Annotated in this window: 20 protein-coding genes; 5 read left to right on the forward strand and 15 right to left on the reverse strand. The window is 68.4% G+C overall.

Annotation, left to right across the window (positions count from 1 at the left end; all coding sequences use genetic code 11):
• Nucleotides 1-4: 4 nt before the first annotated feature.
• From ccmE to cobA, 11 genes are all read right to left on the reverse strand, one after another.
• Nucleotides 5-493, reverse strand: coding sequence for a cytochrome c maturation protein CcmE (gene ccmE, locus Q0309_RS12625; RefSeq protein ID WP_299441460.1), 489 nt, complete (start codon nucleotides 491-493; stop codon nucleotides 5-7).
• The gene (ccmD, locus tag Q0309_RS12630; RefSeq protein ID WP_299441463.1) at nucleotides 483-800 is read right to left on the reverse strand and encodes a heme exporter protein CcmD; all 318 of its coding nucleotides are present in this window, start codon (nucleotides 798-800) and stop codon (nucleotides 483-485) included. The genes ccmE and ccmD overlap by 11 nt, the downstream gene beginning before the upstream one ends.
• Before the next feature lie 21 nt (nucleotides 801-821).
• On the reverse strand, nucleotides 822-1,547 hold the full coding sequence (locus Q0309_RS12635) for a heme ABC transporter permease (RefSeq protein ID WP_299441466.1): 726 nt from the start codon (nucleotides 1,545-1,547) through the stop codon (nucleotides 822-824).
• Nucleotides 1,548-1,638: 91 nt separating this feature from the next.
• A complete protein-coding gene (locus tag Q0309_RS12640; RefSeq protein ID WP_299441469.1) occupies nucleotides 1,639-2,289 on the reverse strand; it encodes an SCO family protein in 651 nt (216 codons plus the stop codon).
• Nucleotides 2,290-2,308: 19 nt separating this feature from the next.
• Nucleotides 2,309-3,076 carry a sulfite exporter TauE/SafE family protein gene (locus tag Q0309_RS12645; RefSeq protein WP_299441472.1) on the reverse strand — a complete coding sequence of 256 codons (768 nt, stop codon included), beginning with the start codon at nucleotides 3,074-3,076 and terminating at the stop codon, nucleotides 2,309-2,311.
• Nucleotides 3,077-3,085: 9 nt separating this feature from the next.
• Nucleotides 3,086-3,379, reverse strand: coding sequence for a BrnA antitoxin family protein (locus Q0309_RS12650; protein WP_299441475.1), 294 nt, complete (start codon nucleotides 3,377-3,379; stop codon nucleotides 3,086-3,088).
• Nucleotides 3,333-3,608, reverse strand: a complete 276-nt coding sequence (locus tag Q0309_RS12655) for a BrnT family toxin (RefSeq protein WP_299441478.1) — start codon at nucleotides 3,606-3,608, stop codon at nucleotides 3,333-3,335. Before Q0309_RS12655 ends, Q0309_RS12650 begins: the two co-directional genes overlap by 47 nt.
• A gap of 67 nt (nucleotides 3,609-3,675) precedes the next feature.
• Nucleotides 3,676-4,101, reverse strand: a complete 426-nt coding sequence (locus tag Q0309_RS12660) for a type II toxin-antitoxin system VapC family toxin (protein ID WP_299441481.1) — start codon at nucleotides 4,099-4,101, stop codon at nucleotides 3,676-3,678.
• Nucleotides 4,098-4,346, reverse strand: a complete 249-nt coding sequence (locus tag Q0309_RS12665; RefSeq protein ID WP_299441484.1) for a plasmid stabilization protein — start codon at nucleotides 4,344-4,346, stop codon at nucleotides 4,098-4,100. Before Q0309_RS12665 ends, Q0309_RS12660 begins: the two co-directional genes overlap by 4 nt.
• A 112-nt stretch (nucleotides 4,347-4,458) precedes the next feature.
• Nucleotides 4,459-4,764, reverse strand: coding sequence for a BrnA antitoxin family protein (locus Q0309_RS12670; RefSeq protein WP_299441487.1), 306 nt, complete (start codon nucleotides 4,762-4,764; stop codon nucleotides 4,459-4,461).
• Between the two features lie 3 nt (nucleotides 4,765-4,767).
• Nucleotides 4,768-5,625 (reverse strand): uroporphyrinogen-III C-methyltransferase, encoded by an 858-nt coding sequence (gene cobA / locus Q0309_RS12675; RefSeq protein ID WP_299441490.1) that lies wholly within the window; start codon nucleotides 5,623-5,625, stop codon nucleotides 4,768-4,770.
• A 120-nt stretch (nucleotides 5,626-5,745) separates the two neighbouring features.
• Here cobA and Q0309_RS12680 point away from each other — a divergent pair, with 120 nt between their 5' ends.
• Together Q0309_RS12680 and Q0309_RS12685 are read left to right on the forward strand one after the other, a co-directional pair.
• On the forward strand, nucleotides 5,746-7,188 hold the full coding sequence (locus Q0309_RS12680) for a mannose-1-phosphate guanylyltransferase/mannose-6-phosphate isomerase (protein WP_299441493.1): 1,443 nt from the start codon (nucleotides 5,746-5,748) through the stop codon (nucleotides 7,186-7,188).
• 62 nt (nucleotides 7,189-7,250) lie between these two features.
• Nucleotides 7,251-8,105 (forward strand): metallophosphoesterase, encoded by an 855-nt coding sequence (locus tag Q0309_RS12685; protein ID WP_299441496.1) that lies wholly within the window; start codon nucleotides 7,251-7,253, stop codon nucleotides 8,103-8,105.
• On the opposite strand, the gene Q0309_RS12690 is transcribed toward Q0309_RS12685, so the two are convergent.
• From Q0309_RS12690 to fabI, 3 genes are read right to left on the reverse strand one after another with little or no spacing between them, the layout of a single operon-like run.
• Entirely contained in the window at nucleotides 8,098-8,340 is a 243-nt protein-coding gene (locus Q0309_RS12690; RefSeq protein ID WP_299441499.1) for an Lrp/AsnC ligand binding domain-containing protein, read from the reverse strand. The genes Q0309_RS12685 and Q0309_RS12690 overlap by 8 nt on opposite strands.
• A gap of 34 nt (nucleotides 8,341-8,374) precedes the next feature.
• Nucleotides 8,375-9,466: a chorismate synthase gene (gene aroC / locus Q0309_RS12695; protein ID WP_299441502.1), complete on the reverse strand. Its 1,092-nt coding sequence runs from the start codon at nucleotides 9,464-9,466 to the stop codon at nucleotides 8,375-8,377.
• Nucleotides 9,467-9,472: 6 nt separating this feature from the next.
• Complete coding sequence (fabI, locus tag Q0309_RS12700; RefSeq protein WP_299441505.1) at nucleotides 9,473-10,321, reverse strand: enoyl-ACP reductase FabI; 849 nt, start codon at nucleotides 10,319-10,321, stop codon at nucleotides 9,473-9,475.
• A 193-nt stretch (nucleotides 10,322-10,514) separates the two neighbouring features.
• On the opposite strand from fabI, the gene Q0309_RS12705 reads away from it, so the two are divergent.
• The 3 genes from Q0309_RS12705 to Q0309_RS12715 all read left to right on the forward strand — a co-directional run bounded on the left by Q0309_RS12705 (nucleotide 10,515) and on the right by Q0309_RS12715 (nucleotide 13,986).
• Complete coding sequence (locus Q0309_RS12705; protein ID WP_299441508.1) at nucleotides 10,515-11,876, forward strand: YihY family inner membrane protein; 1,362 nt, start codon at nucleotides 10,515-10,517, stop codon at nucleotides 11,874-11,876.
• A gap of 164 nt (nucleotides 11,877-12,040) precedes the next feature.
• The gene (locus tag Q0309_RS12710; protein WP_299441511.1) at nucleotides 12,041-12,256 is read left to right on the forward strand and encodes a hypothetical protein; all 216 of its coding nucleotides are present in this window, start codon (nucleotides 12,041-12,043) and stop codon (nucleotides 12,254-12,256) included.
• Between the two features lie 269 nt (nucleotides 12,257-12,525).
• Nucleotides 12,526-13,986, forward strand: a complete 1,461-nt coding sequence (locus Q0309_RS12715; protein ID WP_299441514.1) for an NAD-dependent succinate-semialdehyde dehydrogenase — start codon at nucleotides 12,526-12,528, stop codon at nucleotides 13,984-13,986.
• A 468-nt stretch (nucleotides 13,987-14,454) separates the two neighbouring features.
• On the opposite strand, the gene Q0309_RS12720 is transcribed toward Q0309_RS12715, so the two are convergent.
• Nucleotides 14,455-15,573 (reverse strand): hypothetical protein, encoded by a 1,119-nt coding sequence (locus Q0309_RS12720; RefSeq protein WP_299441517.1) that lies wholly within the window; start codon nucleotides 15,571-15,573, stop codon nucleotides 14,455-14,457.
• Nucleotides 15,574-15,623: the final 50 nt, after the last annotated feature.

Consider the following 15,623-nt stretch of genomic DNA (forward strand, 5'->3'; position numbering starts at 1 on the left):
GAACTCAGTGGGACGATGGCTCGGCGTTGCCGGGCGCCTTGGCGGCGGCCTCGGCGCCGGCCACGCCCTCTTCCCAGTGGCCGCTCTTCTTCAGGGCGTCGGCGACCTCCGGCGGCATGTAGTTCTCGTCGTGCTTTGCCAGCACGCTGGCCGCCGTGAACAGCCCGTTCATGTCGAGCTGGCCCTCGGTCACCACGCCCTGTCCCTCGCGGAAGAGATCGGGCAGGATGCCGGTGTAGGTGACCGGCACCGTGTGCACCATGTCGGTGACGACGAAGCGGATGGTCTCGCCGTCCTTGTCCACGCTGCCTTCCTCGACCAGCCCGCCCAGGCGGAATCGCTGGCCGGGCGCGACCTCGCGCTCGGTCAGGTCGGTCGGGCTGTAGAAGTACAGCAGGTTGTCGCCGATGGCGGTCAGCACAAGCGCCGTCGCCCCGCCCAGGGCAAGCATCCCCAGGCCGATGAAATAGAGTCGCTGCTTTTTACGTGTCACGCCCGGTCTCCGTCAGCGGGGAGTGTGGTGGCGTTGAAAGCGTCCCCGTCCCGGTTCCGTCGTGATCCCTGTCCGGCGTGGATGGTGGTGTGGCTCCGTCCCATTCCCCCTGGTCCGAAGCGCCCGTCCCGCGCCGACGCCGGCCGCCGCCGGCGGCCTGCAACTGGTTCAGTGTCCGCTCGTCGCGGCGCAAGCCGACCCAAACGTACACGAACAGGCCGACCATGACCATGGCCGCGATGCCGTACGACGGCCAGACGAACCCGGCATAGCCGTCCATGTTCAAATAGGTGATCAGGCTGTCCACGATGGTCCTCGCACTCCCGGCCTAGCCCTGCACATCCACCAGGCGCAACGATCGCACCTTGGCGGCCGCGATCTCGCGGCGGATCCCCATCAGCAGCGTGGTGACATAGTACGCCTTGAAGGCGATGGCCATGGCGAACAGCGGGATCAACATCGCCCCGTCAATGGCGATGCCGCTTTCGCCCACCGGATTGACGCTGGCCGGCTGATGCAGCGTGTTCCACCAGTCCACCGAAAACTTGATGATGGGAATGTTGACCCAGCCCACCAGGGCCAGCACCGCCGCCGCCTTGGCGCCGCGCTGGCGGTCGTCGAAGGCGTTGGCCAGCGCCATGTAGCCCAGGTACAGGAACAGCAGGATCAGCATGGACGTCAGGCGCGCGTCCCACACCCACCAGGTGCCCCACATGGGCTTGCCCCACAGGGCCCCGGTGACCAGGCAGATGAAGGTGAAGGCCGCGCCCACCGGCGCCGAGCAGCGGGCCGACAGATCGGCCACCGGATGGCGCCAGATCAGCGCCACCCCGCTGGCGATGGCCATGGCGGTATAGACGAACAGGCCCATCCAGGCCGAGGGCACGTGCACATACATGATGCGCACGGTCTCGCTCTGCTGATAGTCGGGCGGCGAGAACACCAGGGCATAGGACAGGCCGACCGCGAAGGCGATCACCATGACCCCGGTGCTCCAGGGCAGGATCGCGTTGGCGATGCGGAGAAAACGTGTCGGGTTGGCGTAGCGATGCATGGTCGTGTCCGGCCCGCGCGCGGGGATGTCGGTTTGGTGACGGGACCTTAGCTCTTGTGCCGGCCGATTTCCAGTCGAACCGGTATGCCGGTCACGACCCGGCGCCGCCGACGACCTCGCGCAGGCGCGCCGCCATCTCCTCGGCCGGCTGGCCGTGGCGGAAGAAGGCGGCCAGCGACCCGTCCGGCGCCATCAGGTAGGTGATGGCGCTGTGGTCCAGCAGATAGGGCGCGGCGCTGTCCGGCTGCTCCACCTTGGCGTAGTACACTTTGTAGGCTTCGGCGGCGGCCGCGACCTGCGCCTCGGTGCCGGTCAGGCCTATCAGCTTGGGATGGAAGAACCCGGCGTACTCCGCCACGTCGGCGGGGCGGTCACGCTGCGGATCGACGGTGATGAACAGCGGCTGGATCCGCTCCACCACGGCCGGGTCCAGCCTCTCCAGCGCGTCCGTCAGGGTTTGCAGGCTCGTCGGGCAGACGTCCGGGCAGAAGGTATAGCCGAAATAAACCAGCAGGTACTGGCCGGGGAACGACTCCTCGGTGACCGTCTCGCCCGCTCCGTTGACCAGGGTGAACGGCCCACCGATGTCCGCCTCGCCGGTGACCGTCACCGACTCCCCGCCGGCGTGGGTCGCCGGCGCCTCGCCCCAGGACAGGAACCCCAGGCGGGGCAGGACGGCGATGGCGACCACCAGGGCGACAACCGCGAGTCCACCCACGATCGATACGAGTTTGGGAGACATGACCACCCCTCTCTTGCTCTCACGCCACCAATCTGACGGCCAGATATGTCAATACGGCGGCATTGATCAGCATCAGCGTCGGCACCGCCACGGCCATGGCGTTGCGGAACCGGGTGGCGGCGACTCCGCCGACCAGACCCACGACCAGCAGGCTCGGTACCGTGCTCGCTCCGAAGATGGCCATGGCCAGCGCCCCCGTCAGCACCTCGCCGCTGGAGGCCGCCGCCGCCAGCGCGCCGTACAGAAGGCCGCAGGGAATGAACCCCAGCAGGACCCCCAACCCATAGCCGCGCCAGCCGCTCGGATCCCTCATGAAGGGCCGCGCCGCCCGGCCCATGTGCCGGGACCACCAGGCCTCGACGCGGGCGCCGCCGGGGACGGAGACCTTCAGGCGCGGCAGCGCGTAGCCTACGAACAGCACCGCCGCCAGCAGCAGCAACGCGGCCGAAATCCAGTCCAGCAGGCCGCTGCGGTTGATCACCCCGGCCAGCCCGGCCAGCGCCGCGCCCAGCGCGGCATAGGTGGTCATCCGCCCCAGGTGGTAAGGCACCAGCGCCGCCCCGGTCAGGCGATGGATCTCGTGCATCCTGGCGGCGGGGATGGCCTCCATGCGCGCCGTCACCTGCGCCAGCACGAACGGCCCGCACATGCCGGCGCAATGCGTGAACCCGCCCGCCAGCCCGGCCAGCGCCAGACTCGCCAGCAGCCCACCCTCGTCGCCGATGACCACATGGCAATGCGCCAGCCCCGAGGCCAGGAGATCCATCAATTCGGCCTGCGGGTCCATGCGGCGGCCTTACCGGTCCAGCCCAGCGACGTGTCGCAGCGTGTCGTTGATCCGCGTCTGCCAGCCGGGGCCGCCGGCCTTGAAGTGGGCGACGACGTCGGCGTCCAGGCGGATGGTGGTGGAGACCTTGGGGGACTCCGCTTCTGGAGGCCCGCCCTTGGCCTTTGCCTGGACGCGCGAAACGACCTCTTCGACCGTCTCGCCACCGGCGAAACGTTCGGCCCTGGCGAACCACTCATCGGTCAATTCAGGCGCGTCATCGGGATCGACCCAGGGCTTCGTGTCGTCTCCGTTCTTTGTCATGTCCGTGCCTCATGGAAATGATGCGCCGGCCGCCGTCGCGGGGTGTCCAGACCACGATCACGAACCGACCACGCAGCCAACCCGCCGTGATGTAGCGCACTTCGCCGTAGGGGACCCTATCATCGATCTGGGTGTCGTTCGGCCCCTTGAACACCAGTTCCGCGTCCGCGAAATCAAGCCCGCGCTCCGCCAGGGTTTTGACGCGCTTGGCTTCATCCCAGGTGTTCATGAGGCTTTACGTTACGACAGAAGGCCAGGAGATCCATCAATTCGGCGTGCGGGTCCATGCGACGACCTTACGCGTGGTGTGTCCAGGGGTCGATCAGCTCAACGCCGCAGTTCACGAAGTCGCGAGTGTTGCGGGTGGCAAGGCTGGCGTTGCGCGAGAGGGCAATCGCGGCGATTTGGGCATCGGGCTGCGATACGGAGTGTCCCGACCGGCGGCGTCCGACCGCCAAGTCGGCGAATGCTACCGCAGCCTCGGAATCAAAGGGAAAGATGCGTCCGGGGAAATACACCCGGAAAACTGTCCATGCGGCGTCGGCCAACGCGAGGCGCCTTTTCCCCTGAGGCAACAGGGCGATGCCGTATAGGATTTCCGCCTGGGTCACGCTGGAAATGGACAGCGATGTAGCCGGGACGGAATCGAGCCATGCAAGAACGGTCGGCTCTGGTTCGGGTTTCATGACCTCTGAAACGACATTTGTATCGAGCAGGATCATGATTCGAAACGCGGCGGTTCGCGCATGGGGTCGCGGGGGATGTCGGGCAGTTCGAAGCCGCCCAGAGGCTTGAACAGCGCATGAATCGCGGTTCCGAGGGCCTGAGGCTCGGCGTCGTGCGCGGCCAACACAGCGTGGAGGATCGCCCGCGCCTCGTCTTCCTCTGATCGGCCATTGACGGCGGCCCGGTCCTTCAGGCGCGCTTGGATAGACTCGTCAAGGTCGTGAATGGTGAGGCTCGTCATGAGTCTGGCTCCGTCCCTTCGTGCCTGACGGCATGAACGGTCTCGCCGACACGACGACGAGACCCGCTCAAGCATACCACACCGGCGTTTTTCGCGCGGTCAGTTCGGACCATCACCGGTCCCGGTCCAGCCCAGCCGCGTGTCGCAGCGTGTCGTTGATCCGCGTCTGCCAGCCGGGGCCGCCGGCCTTGAAGTGGGCGACGACGTCGGCGTCCAGGCGAATGGTGGTGGAGACCTTGGGGGACTCTGCGTCTGGAGACTCGCTCTTGGCCTTGGCCTGGACGCGTGAAACGACCTCTTCGACCGTCTCGCCACCCTCGAACCACACGCCGCGGGCGAAGTCTTCGTCCGTCAGTTCGGGTGCGTCATCGGGATCGACCCAGGGCTCTTTGTCGTCTCCGGTCTGTGTCATGGTCATGCCTCACTCCGCCGCCGAGTCGGTCTGGAACGAGTCCAGGACCGACGGATCCCACCAGCCGCCGAGCTGCTCGCGCAGGCGCACCACCTCGCCCACGACGACGATGGCCGGCGCCTCGACGCCGTGGGCGTCGCGGTCGGCCACCGCCCGGCCCAGGGTCGAGGTCACCACTCGGTGCCGCGCCGTGGTCGCCGCGCAGATGAAGGCCAGCGGCTCGTCCGGCGACCGACCGCCGGCCAGCAGGCGGTCGACGATGGCCGCCAGATGCTTGACCGCCATGTAGATCACCAGGACCGAGGCACTGCGGGCCAGCGCCGTCCAGTCCACGTTATCGGGCACCTCGCCGCTGGCGGCATGGCCGGTGACGAAGGCGATGGCCGCGTTGGTCTCCCGCGCCGTGGCCGGAATGCCGGCGTAGGCCAGCCCGCCAATGCCGGCGGTGATGCCCGGCACGACGCGAAACGGCACGCCGGCGGCCACCAGGGCGCGGGCCTCCTCGGCGCCGCGCCCGAAAATGAACGGGTCGCCCCCCTTCAGCCGCAGCACCCGCTTGCCCGCCTTAGCCAGATCGATCAGCCGCCGGGTGATGTCGGGCTGGCTGGCCGAGGGCTTGCCGCCGCGCTTGCCGGCGAACACGATCTCGGCGCCGGGGCGGGCCAGGCGCAGCACGGCCTCGTCCACCAGGGCGTCATGCACCACGACGTCCGCCTGTTCCAGGGCATGGGCGGCGTGCAGGGTCAGCAGGCCGGGGTCGCCGGGGCCGGCGCCCACCAGCCACACCTCGCCGGGCGGGAACGGCGGCAGCGAGAGCGGCGCGAAAGGGCCGCCCCGTTTGCGGTCGAAGAGAGACTGCGTCGTCATGGGTCCGCTTCTACCTCTGAACGGGGTCGGGCGCCAGGGGCACCGCGCGCGGCCTAGGCGAAGACTGAGACGCGATGCTAGGGTGGTTTTCCCTACCGTTGAACAGCGAGATGCCCGACCATGATCGCCGCCGCCCCGGACCCGTCCCACCTGATCCATCCCGTCATTCTCTCCGGCGGGTCCGGCAGCCGGCTGTGGCCCATGTCGCGGGCGCTCTACCCGAAGCAGTTCCTGCCCCTGGCCGGGGCCGACACCATGGTCCAGGCGACCGCCCGGCGGGTCGTCGGCCCGGGGTTCGCGCCGCCCCTGGCCATCTGCAACGAGGAGCACCGGTTTCTGCTGGCCGAACAGTTGCGGGCGGTCGGCATCGCGCCCGGCGGCATCCTGCTGGAGCCGGAGGGCCGCAACACCGCGCCGGCGGCCACGGTGGCGGCGCTGGCAGTGGCCGAGCGCGATCCGGACGGGGTGGTGCTGCTGATGCCCTCGGACCATGTCATCGCCGACGTCGACGCGTTCCACGCCGCCATCACGGCGGCGGCGGCGGCGGCGCGGCATGGGCATCTGGTGACGTTCGGCATCACGCCCGAGCGGCCGGAGACCGGGTACGGCTACATCCGGGTGGGCGCGCCCCTGGACGGGCTCGTTGGCACCCGCCGCGTTGACCGCTTCGTCGAGAAGCCGGACCGGGCCACCGCCGAGACCTATCTGGCCGACGGTGGCTATCTCTGGAATGGCGGTCTGTTCGCCTTCACCGCCCGGGCCTTCCTGGGCGAGATGGAGCGCCTGCACCCGGAGACGGTGGACGGCGCCCGCGCCGCCCTGTCTGAGGCCCGCGAAGACCTGGATTTCCGACGACTGAACGCGGAACCCTTCGCCCGCACCCTCGCGCAGTCCATCGACGTGGCGGTCATGGAGCGGACCGACCTGGCCGCCGTCGTGCCCGTGTCCATGGGTTGGAACGACGTCGGTGCCTGGAACGCGTTGTGGGACATCGCCGAGCACGACGAGGCCGGCAACGTGCTGCAGGGCGACGTGTTGGTCAGCGAGACCCGCGACTGCTATGTGCGCTCGGAAGGCCCCCTGGTCGCGACGGTCGGGTTGACCGACGCGGTCGTGGTGGCCACCGACGACGCCGTGCTGGTGGCGCCGCGCGAGCGGGCGGAGGCCGTGCGCGACATCGTCTCGCGCCTGAAAGCCGAGCAGCGTCCGGAAGGCCACCTGCACACCACGGTTTACCGGCCGTGGGGCAGTTTCCGGGGCATCGACCGGGGCGAGCGCTTTCAGGTCAAGCAGATCATGGTGCGCCCGGGCGCGCGCCTGAGCCTGCAAATGCACCACCACCGCGCCGAGCACTGGGTTGTCGTCGAGGGCACCGCGCGCGTCACGCGGGACGGCGAAAGCGTCCTGCTGCACGAAAACGAATCGACGTACATTCCCCTGGGCGTCACCCATCGGCTGGAGAATCCTGGCAAGCTGCCGCTCAGGATCATCGAGGTGCAGTCCGGCCCCTACCTGGGCGAGGACGACATCGTCCGCTTCGAGGACACCTACGGCCGGACCTGAGGACACGGGCCGGCCCGGTCCGGCGCCTTGGTCCCGCCACGTCGCATGAGAGGGACAAGCCGGTGCGGCTGTTGGCCGTTAGCGATCTGCACCTGGGACACGCCGACAACCGGGCGATCCTGACGGACCTGGACGACCATCGGAACGACTGGCTCATCCTGGCCGGCGACGTCGGCGAGTCGCTGACGCACATGGCACTGGCGTTCGAAGCCCTGCGGCCCCGCTTCGCCCGGCTGATCTGGGTGCCCGGCAACCATGAGCTCTGGACCACAGACGAAAACGGCGAGCGCTTGGGCGGTGCCGAGAAGTACGCCGCGTTGATCGACCTGGCACGGATGTACGACGTCCTGACGCCGGAAGACGCCTATCCGACATGGTCGGATGGGCCGGAGAGGACGCCCGTGGTGCTCTGCCCCTTGTTCGTGCTGTACGACTACAGCTTCCGGCCGCCGGACGTCCCGCTGGAGGGCCTGCGCAAATGGGCGGCGGAGGGCCACGCGCTGTGCGCGGACGAGTTGCGTTTGTCCCCGGCGCCCCACGCAAACCGAGCCGCGTGGTGCCGCCAGCGGGTGGTGATCTCGCGGGCGCGGCTCAATGCTTTGCCCCCCGGCACGCGCACGGTGCTGATCAACCACTTCCCACTGCGGAAAGACCTGTTGTTCATCAGAAAGGTGCCGCGCCTCGCCCCGTGGTGCGGCACGGTGGCCACCGACGACTGGCACCGCCGCTACAACGCGATGGTCGTGGTCTCGGGCCACCAGCACGTGCCGCGCACGGACTGGCGCGACGGCACCCGGTTCGAGGAGGTCTCGCTGGGCTATCCGCGCGAATGGCACGGCCGGTTCGACCGTCCGCGATTGCGCGACGTGATGCGCGAGATCCTTCCCGGACCGGGTGGGGGGCCGGTGGTCAGTTGAAGGCGTTGAAGGCCACAAGGGTAAAGGTGTCCTTGACCCCCTTGATGGTCTGTACCTGCTCGGTGACGAAGCGGCCGATGTCGTGGTCCTTCGGCAGGTAGAACTTGGCCAGCAGGTCGTACTGGCCGGAGACGCTGTCCACCTCCGAGACCTCCTCCAGATCGTCCACGAGGGCGGCGGCCACGTCGTAGGCGTGGCCCAGGTCGCATTTCAGGAACACGAAGATTTTCTGCATCGGGGGTGCCTCTTGGCGTTCGGGGGAGAAACCGTCAATCACCGGCTCCGCCGCACTGGCCACGGTGGCGCAAGGCATGATCGGCCAGCACGCAGGCGACCATGGCCTCGGCCACCGGCACGGCGCGGATTCCTACGCACGGGTCATGGCGGCCCTTGGTGATGATCTCGGTGGCCTGTCCTTCACTGTCCACGGTGCGGCGCGGCACCAGGATCGAACTCGTCGGCTTGACGGCGAAGCGGGCGACGATCGGCTGGCCGGTCGAGATGCCGCCCAGAATGCCGCCGGCGTTGTTGCTCAAAAAGCGGGGATGTCCGTCCGGTCCCGGTTCCATCTCGTCGGCGTTCTCGGACCCGATCAACCCGGCCGCGCCGAAGCCGGCACCGATCTCCACCCCCTTGACGGCGTTGATGCCCATCAGCGCGGCGGCGAGATCCTGGTCCAGCTTGCCGTAGACCGGCGCGCCCCAGCCGGGCGGTACGCCCAGGGCCTCGACGTGGACGATGGCGCCGATGGAATTGCCGGCCTTGCGCACGGTGTCGAGCCGGCTGGCCCAGCGCTCGGCGGTGGCGGCGTCGGGGCAGAACAGCGGGTTACGGTCCACCTCGTCCCAGTCCCAGGCCTCGGTCGGCACCTCCAGGCGGTCGGTGCCGAGCTGGATCAATGCAGCGCGCACGATGACATCCGGCCCCAGGACCTTGCGGGCGATGGCGCCGGCGGCCACCCGGCAGGCGGTCTCGCGCGCCGAGGACCGGCCGCCGCCGCGATAGTCCCGGATGCCGTACTTGGCCTGATAGGTATAGTCCGCGTGCCCCGGCCGGAACTTGCCCGCGATGTCGCCATAGTCCTTGCTGCGCTGATCGGTGTTCTCGATCAGCACGGCGATCGGGGTGCCCGTCGTCTGGCCCTCGAACACCCCGGACAGCAGGCGCGCCGTGTCGGTCTCCTGTCGCTGCGTCGTGTGGCGCGACTGGCCGGGGCGGCGGCGGTCGAGATCGCGTTGCAGGTCGGTCTCGCTCAGGGGCAGGCGCGGCGGTGTGCCGTCGACGACGCAGCCGATGGCCGGCCCGTGGCTCTCGCCGAACGTGGTGATCCGGAACAGGTGGCCGAAGCTGTTGTGGGACATTGTGGGTCAGTCCGCCGCCGCCTTCGGTTTGAAGCCGCCCAGCAACTCGATGATCTGCGGTGCCGAATCGGGGGCCACCATGCCGACGGTGTGGTAGCCGCTGTCCACGTGGTGAACCTCGCCGGTCACGCCCGACCCCAGGTCGGAAAGCAGATAGACGGCGGCGTTGCCCACCTCGTCGGTGGTGACGTTGCGGCGCAGCGGGGCGTTGTACTCGTTCCACTTCAGGATGAAGCGGAAGTCGCCGATGCCCGAGGCCGCCAGGGTGCGAATCGGTCCGGCCGAGACGGCGTTGACGCGGATGCCCTCCGGCCCCAGGTCGTTGGCCAGATAGCGCACGCTGGCCTCCAGGGCCGCCTTGGCCACGCCCATGACGTTGTAGTGCGGCATGACCTGCTCGGCCCCGTAATAGGTCAGCGTCAGCAGGCTGCCCCCCTCCGCCATCAGCGGCCGCGCGCGCCGGCAAACATCCGTGAACGAGTAGCAGGAGACATGCATCGTCTGGGCGAAGTTCTCGGCCGACGTATTGACGTATCGGCCCTTGAGCTCGTCCTTGTCGGAATAGGCGATGGCATGGACGACAAAGTCCAGGCGGCCCCATTCGTCCCGCAGCCGGTCGAACGCGGCGTCCATGCTGGCCGCGTCGGTCACGTCGCAATCCACCAGCATCGTGACGCCCAGGCTGTCCGCCAGCGGCTTGACCCGTTTAAGCAGGGGGGCGCCCTGGTAGGTGAACGCCAGGTCGGCGCCATGCCCGGCACAGGCCTTGGCAATGCCCCAGGCGATTGACTTATCGTTGGCGATACCCATGACAAGGCCGCGTTTGCCGGCCAGGATGGGAGGGGAAGCCGTCATGCTCGTCCTCTCGGTCTGCTGCGCGTGCTGCTGGCGGATCGGCGGGGCGCGGTGTTCGCTCGACAACGCTGGGCGATGGTCGTCCCGAGGGAACGTCCGCACGGAAAATGCCGCCTCTCCGGGGGCGCACACAGTAGAACAAAACCCAGGCGGAGGAAATCGCTTCGTGGGAGGGTGACAGGGAGGGTTTGGAATGAACGCCGGTGCCGCCGAGGAACCGCACCAGGAGTCGATGCCGGACGAGGCGGAGGACGACGACCTTCCGCCTACCCGTGCCGAAACGCCGTCACTCCGGCGGTCGCTGGTGCTGCTGGCCCGCATGGTGCGCGACCATGCGGCCGCGACCCAGGTGGCGCGCATGGCCTCGGCGCTCAGCTACACGTCCCTGCTGGCCCTGGTGCCGGTGCTGGCCATCGCCCTGGCCATGCTGACCGCGTTTCCGGTGTTCTCCGAGGTGCGGGACGGTCTCATGGAGTCCCTGTTCAACGTCCTCTTTCCCTACGCGGATGATCTCGTGCGCGAGAAGGTGGACGAGTTCGTGCAGGCCGCCGGCGGTCTGACGGCCCTGGGCGTGGTGGGTATCGCCATCACCGCCGTCATGCTGCTGGTGACCATCGAGACAGCCCTGAACGCCATCTTCGGCGTGCAGTCGCAGCGGGGGATGGCGCCGCGCCTGCTGGTGTACTGGGCGCTGGTGACGCTGGGGCCGCTGTTGCTGGGGGCCAGCGCGTCGCTGAGCGGGTTTCTGTTCACGCTGGGCGGCATGGCCGACGCCGGGCCGGCGGCGTTGCGGGGGATCGGCGGGCTGGTGGCGCGGGCGCTGCCGTGGGTGCTGACCGCCGTGGCGTTCACCTTGCTGTTCACGGTGGTGCCGAACCGGCCGGTGCGGCCGTGGGACGCGGCCGTGGGCGGCATCGTGGCGGCCATCCTGGTGGCCGTGCTGCGCTTCGGGTTTCTGGTCTACGCCACCAACGCCCAGGCCTATCAGACGCTGTACGGGGCGCTGGCGGTGATTCCGGTGTTCCTGGTCTGGATGTATCTGTCGTGGCTGGTGGTGCTGGCCGGCGCGGTCATCACCGCCGTCTTGCCGGTCTGGCGGATGCGCCGCGTCGAGGGTGATGATCCACGCCACCAGGATCTGACGGCGGCGCTGCGTGTTCTGGCCAGCCTGCAGGCGGCGGCGGCCACCGTGCCCACGTCCGGGAGCCGGAACCGCAGCGGCGTCGGACGGCGGGGGCTGCTGCGCGACACAGGCGTGCCGGAAGAGCGCCTGCGCAGCATCCTCGCCGACCTGGGCGCGGCCGGCCTGGTGGCCCGGGCCGAGGGTGGCCGCTGGCTGCTGGCGCGCGACTTGGCGACGGTGACGCTGGACGACCTGCTGGGCCTGCTGGACTTGCGCCTGCCGGACACCGCCCTGCCGGCCGCGCCGCCGCCAGGACTGCCGTGGAGCGCCGCCCTGGGCCACCGGCTGCGCCGTGCGCGCGCGGCCGAACGCGACGCGCTGGCCGTGCCGCTGCGCACCCTGCTGGGCGGCGAGGACCGGGGGGACGGATGACGAGGGGGCGCCGCGCGGGTGTAGGGGTCCCGGCAACCGGGCCGCCGTTCTTCAGGTCTTCAGGTCCGCTTGCATCGGCGACGGCGGCCACCTACCCTCTAGGCACGGTGCGGCGAAGCGCCGTGCTTGATGGCAGGCCTTGGTGGCCGGGGAAGGGACACGCAATGACCCAGCACCGACAGAACGCACCAACACCGGACGATTTCCGGAGTCGGGTGGAGGCCGCGAAACAACGGCACCGGGCCGACGAGGCGATCGCCGATGCGCTTGTGATGAAGAAGGGCTCGGTTGCGTCTGACGACTTGGTGCAGCTCGTGAGAGACCGTATCAACCCGCTTATCATTGAGCGGGTGCAAGAGGACTTTTTTGCAAAAACCTGAAGGCGCTTCGGCAATGGCCGATCGGCAGCAAAGCATTAAGGGTGGAGGTCGACCCCAAAACAAAAACCATCAAGATCGGATTTGTGGCCAAAAAATTTAAATACAAAGAGGTTCTTATCTTAGTCATCGTGATCATGGGGTTTTTGACCGTTTTTCTGTCTGCGACAATATTCTACCTGCTTGTTTCCGGCGGATTTGTTTAAGCCGCATCGCCATCACAGCGGACATCGTTTCGAAGCCGCCCCCCGTCAGCCCAAGAGGATGGTCCCATGAAACTGACCGAGCACCGCCTGCTGCGCCAGCAATGTTACATCAATGGCCAGTGGTGCGACGCCGACGCCGGCGGCACCTTCGCGGTTACGAACCCGGCCACCGGCGCCGATCTGGCGCGCGTGCCCGACATGGGCGCCGACGAGACCCGCCGGGCGATTGAGGCCGCCAACGCCGCCTGGCCGGCGTGGCGCTCCAAGACGGCCAAGCAGCGCGCCACCATCCTGCGTGACTGGTTCAATCTCATCATGGCGCACCAGGAGGACCTGGCCGTCCTGATGACCGCCGAGCAGGGCAAGCCGCTGGCCGAGGCCAAGGGCGAGGTGGCCTACGGCGCCAGCTTCATCGAGTGGTTCGCCGAGGAGGGCAAGCGCATCTACGGCGATGTCATCCCGTCGCACGGCCCCGACAAGCGCATCGTGGTGATCAAGCAGCCCATCGGCGTGGTGGCCGCCATCACGCCGTGGAACTTCCCCAACGCCATGATCACCCGCAAGTGCGCGCCCGCGCTGGCCGCCGGCTGCCCGGTGGTGATCAAGCCGGCGGCGCTGACCCCGCTGTCGGCGCTGGCCCTGGCCGAACTGGCCGAGCAGGCGGGGATGCCGGCCGGCGTGCTGAACATCCTGACCACCAAGCGCTCGTCGGCGGTGGGCGCCGAGATGACGTCGAACCCGCTGGTGCGCAAGTTGTCCTTCACCGGCTCGACCGAGATCGGCAAGACACTCATGGAGCAGTGCGCCACCAACGTCACCAAGATCTCGCTGGAACTGGGGGGCAACGCGCCGTTCATCGTCTTCGATGACGCCGACCTGGACGCCGCCGTGGCCGGGGCCATCGCCTCGAAGTACCGCAACACCGGCCAGACGTGCGTGTGCGCCAACCGCATTCTCGTCCAGGACAGCGTGTACGATGCCTTCGCCGAGAAACTCGCCGCCGCCGTCAAGGCGCTGAAGGTGGGTGACGGGTTGGCCGGCGAGACGCAGCAGGGGCCGCTGATCGAACCGGCCGCGCTCGACAAGGTGCAGGCGCTGGTGGGCGACGCGGTGGACAAGGGCGCTCGCGTGGTGCTGGGCGGCAAGCCGCACGCGCTGGGCGGCACCTTTTATGAACCGACCATCCTGGCCGACGTCAGCGACTCCATGCGGCTGTTCAACGAGGAGATCTTCGGCCCCGTGGCGCCGCTGTACCGCTTCTCGACCGAGGCCGAGGCGATCGAGATGGCCAACAACACCCAGTACGGCCTCGCCGCCTATTTCTATGCCCGCGACATGGGCCGCGTGTGGCGCGTGTCCGAGGGGTTGGAATACGGCATCGTCGGCATCAACGAAGGGATCATCTCGACCGAGGTGGCGCCGTTCGGCGGCGTCAAGGAATCCGGCCTGGGCCGCGAGGGCTCCAAGTACGGCATCGATGACTTCGTCGAGATCAAGTACCTGTGCATGGGCGGGGTGGACAAGTAAGACTGCAATCAAGGTGTCGAGTGCGCTCGACCGTCGTGACGCGACGGGCGGCGCTGTCCCACCTCACCTTTGAGGATTCTGGAAATGGGAGGGCCAGGAAACTGTTCCGGCTATGTCGGCCTGCCTTATGATCACCCGCACTTTGCGGCAATCGGAAGGGTGGTCGCGGCCCACGCCTCTTTTGAAAGACCAGCAGACCAGTTTATTTGGCGACTGGCTGGAGTCGAGAATGATCTCGGTGCGTGCCTCGCGGCCACAGGCCGCCGTGAACAACAAGATAGTCGTGGTGCCCCAGCGGACGGCGTGATCGGGACACCCGATGGAGGAGCCCGGTGCTGGGAAGCTGCACGCCGGCATCCGTGAGGAGGGCGCCGGGCGACCGGCGCCCGTACTCGACAATACGATCGCCCCCGGAGGGGCCGGCCGGGAGGGGGGAGCCAAGGCAATCCGCCCGTCATCCCGGTTCGCTCAACCCAGATCCCGCAGCCGGTCGAGGAACGTCCGCTTGCGGGCGTGGCGTTCGTGGAGATCGGCGAGCCGGCGGGCGAAGTCCGCCGCCGTGCCCTGTTCGTCCGCCAGCGTCTTGAGGTCCGCGAGGGTTTGGGCGGCACGGTCGTAGCCGGAGGCGTTGCGCTGTTCGATGTCGCCCTCGATGTCGCGCCAGACGGCCGTGCCCCGGCGCCGGAGGACATCAAGCCGGGCGCGGCGGGCCTTTTCCGCCTCTTCGGCCCGGCGTCGCTGTGCCTCGGCCTGTCGCGCGGCTTCGGCCTGCTCCCGTTCGTGCCGGATCGCGTCCGCGCGGGCGCGCAGGTCCGCCACCATCCGGCGCGGCGCCGTTGGCTCCCCGGACTGTTCGCGAAGTCGGGCCTTGAGGTCGGCCGCGACATGCGGGTCGCCCTCGACCACGCGGACCAACAGATCGGTCTTGTCCGCCTCGGGAATCGACGCGATCCCCTGTCGCACGGCGTCGGCCGACAGCGCGGCCTCGGCGGAGCGTTCGGCGGCGGCGGCCACGAGGTCCGGGTCGAGGCGGAAGAACGACGCGAAGGCGTCAAGGGCGCCTGTCAGGGGACCGATCCCGGGCAGGGGTTCGAGGGCGTCGTCGGGCAGCAGGTCGTCTTCCACCGCCGTCAGCCAGGCGAGATAGAACAGCCGCAGGTCGCCCGAGATCACGTCGGCCCGCAGGGGCGCCAGCGCGGCCAGCCAACCCGAACCCTCGTCCCAGTCGTCGTCCCAACCGTCCTCGTCATGCTGTGTCAGGTCGATGATCGTGTCATCGCCGTGCGTCCAGGCCTCGACCCAGTCAACCTCGGACAGGAAGGGTTGGAGGTCCAGCGGCTCCAGGTATCGCCGGGGCACCCGCATCATCAGGCAGCGCGTGCCCCAGTTGGCGAGATAGAGGTGCAGGTCGAACCACCGCTCCATCAACCGTCTGGGGTCGCCCTTGAACCCACCGAAGTTGTAGTGATTGGTGAAGCTGGTGGCGGTGATCTGGGCGCGGGTCGACACGGCGCGCAAGGCCTCCTGATCCGAGGCCGTCAGGGGGCGATCGATGGCCTGGAACTCGTAGTACTGGTATTCGCTCATGGGTGCGCAGCCTGATTTCCGTGGTTTGGCGCCTGCCCCCTTATATCACC

This window comes from uncultured Rhodospira sp. (genome assembly GCF_937138205.1).
Lineage (GTDB): Bacteria > Pseudomonadota > Alphaproteobacteria > Rhodospirillales > Rhodospirillaceae > Rhodospira.

Coding starts and splice junctions, on each gene's coding strand:
- Q0309_RS12655 (WP_299441478.1), bottom strand. CDS start 3,608: ATGAACACCTGGGATGAAGCCAAGCGCGTCAAAACCCTGGCGGAGCGC.
- Q0309_RS12705 (WP_299441508.1), top strand. CDS start 10,515: ATGAACGCCGGTGCCGCCGAGGAACCGCACCAGGAGTCGATGCCGGAC.
- fabI (WP_299441505.1), bottom strand. CDS start 10,321: ATGACGGCTTCCCCTCCCATCCTGGCCGGCAAACGCGGCCTTGTCATG.
- cobA (WP_299441490.1), bottom strand. CDS start 5,625: ATGACGACGCAGTCTCTCTTCGACCGCAAACGGGGCGGCCCTTTCGCG.
- Q0309_RS12645 (WP_299441472.1), bottom strand. CDS start 3,076: ATGGACCCGCAGGCCGAATTGATGGATCTCCTGGCCTCGGGGCTGGCG.
- Q0309_RS12680 (WP_299441493.1), top strand. CDS start 5,746: ATGATCGCCGCCGCCCCGGACCCGTCCCACCTGATCCATCCCGTCATT.
- Q0309_RS12690 (WP_299441499.1), bottom strand. CDS start 8,340: ATGCAGAAAATCTTCGTGTTCCTGAAATGCGACCTGGGCCACGCCTAC.
- Q0309_RS12635 (WP_299441466.1), bottom strand. CDS start 1,547: ATGCATCGCTACGCCAACCCGACACGTTTTCTCCGCATCGCCAACGCG.
- Q0309_RS12710 (WP_299441511.1), top strand. CDS start 12,041: ATGACCCAGCACCGACAGAACGCACCAACACCGGACGATTTCCGGAGT.
- Q0309_RS12715 (WP_299441514.1), top strand. CDS start 12,526: ATGAAACTGACCGAGCACCGCCTGCTGCGCCAGCAATGTTACATCAAT.
- aroC (WP_299441502.1), bottom strand. CDS start 9,466: ATGTCCCACAACAGCTTCGGCCACCTGTTCCGGATCACCACGTTCGGC.
- Q0309_RS12640 (WP_299441469.1), bottom strand. CDS start 2,289: ATGTCTCCCAAACTCGTATCGATCGTGGGTGGACTCGCGGTTGTCGCC.
- Q0309_RS12650 (WP_299441475.1), bottom strand. CDS start 3,379: ATGACAAAGAACGGAGACGACACGAAGCCCTGGGTCGATCCCGATGAC.
- Q0309_RS12660 (WP_299441481.1), bottom strand. CDS start 4,101: ATGATCCTGCTCGATACAAATGTCGTTTCAGAGGTCATGAAACCCGAA.
- Q0309_RS12670 (WP_299441487.1), bottom strand. CDS start 4,764: ATGACCATGACACAGACCGGAGACGACAAAGAGCCCTGGGTCGATCCC.
- Q0309_RS12720 (WP_299441517.1), bottom strand. CDS start 15,573: ATGAGCGAATACCAGTACTACGAGTTCCAGGCCATCGATCGCCCCCTG.
- Q0309_RS12665 (WP_299441484.1), bottom strand. CDS start 4,346: ATGACGAGCCTCACCATTCACGACCTTGACGAGTCTATCCAAGCGCGC.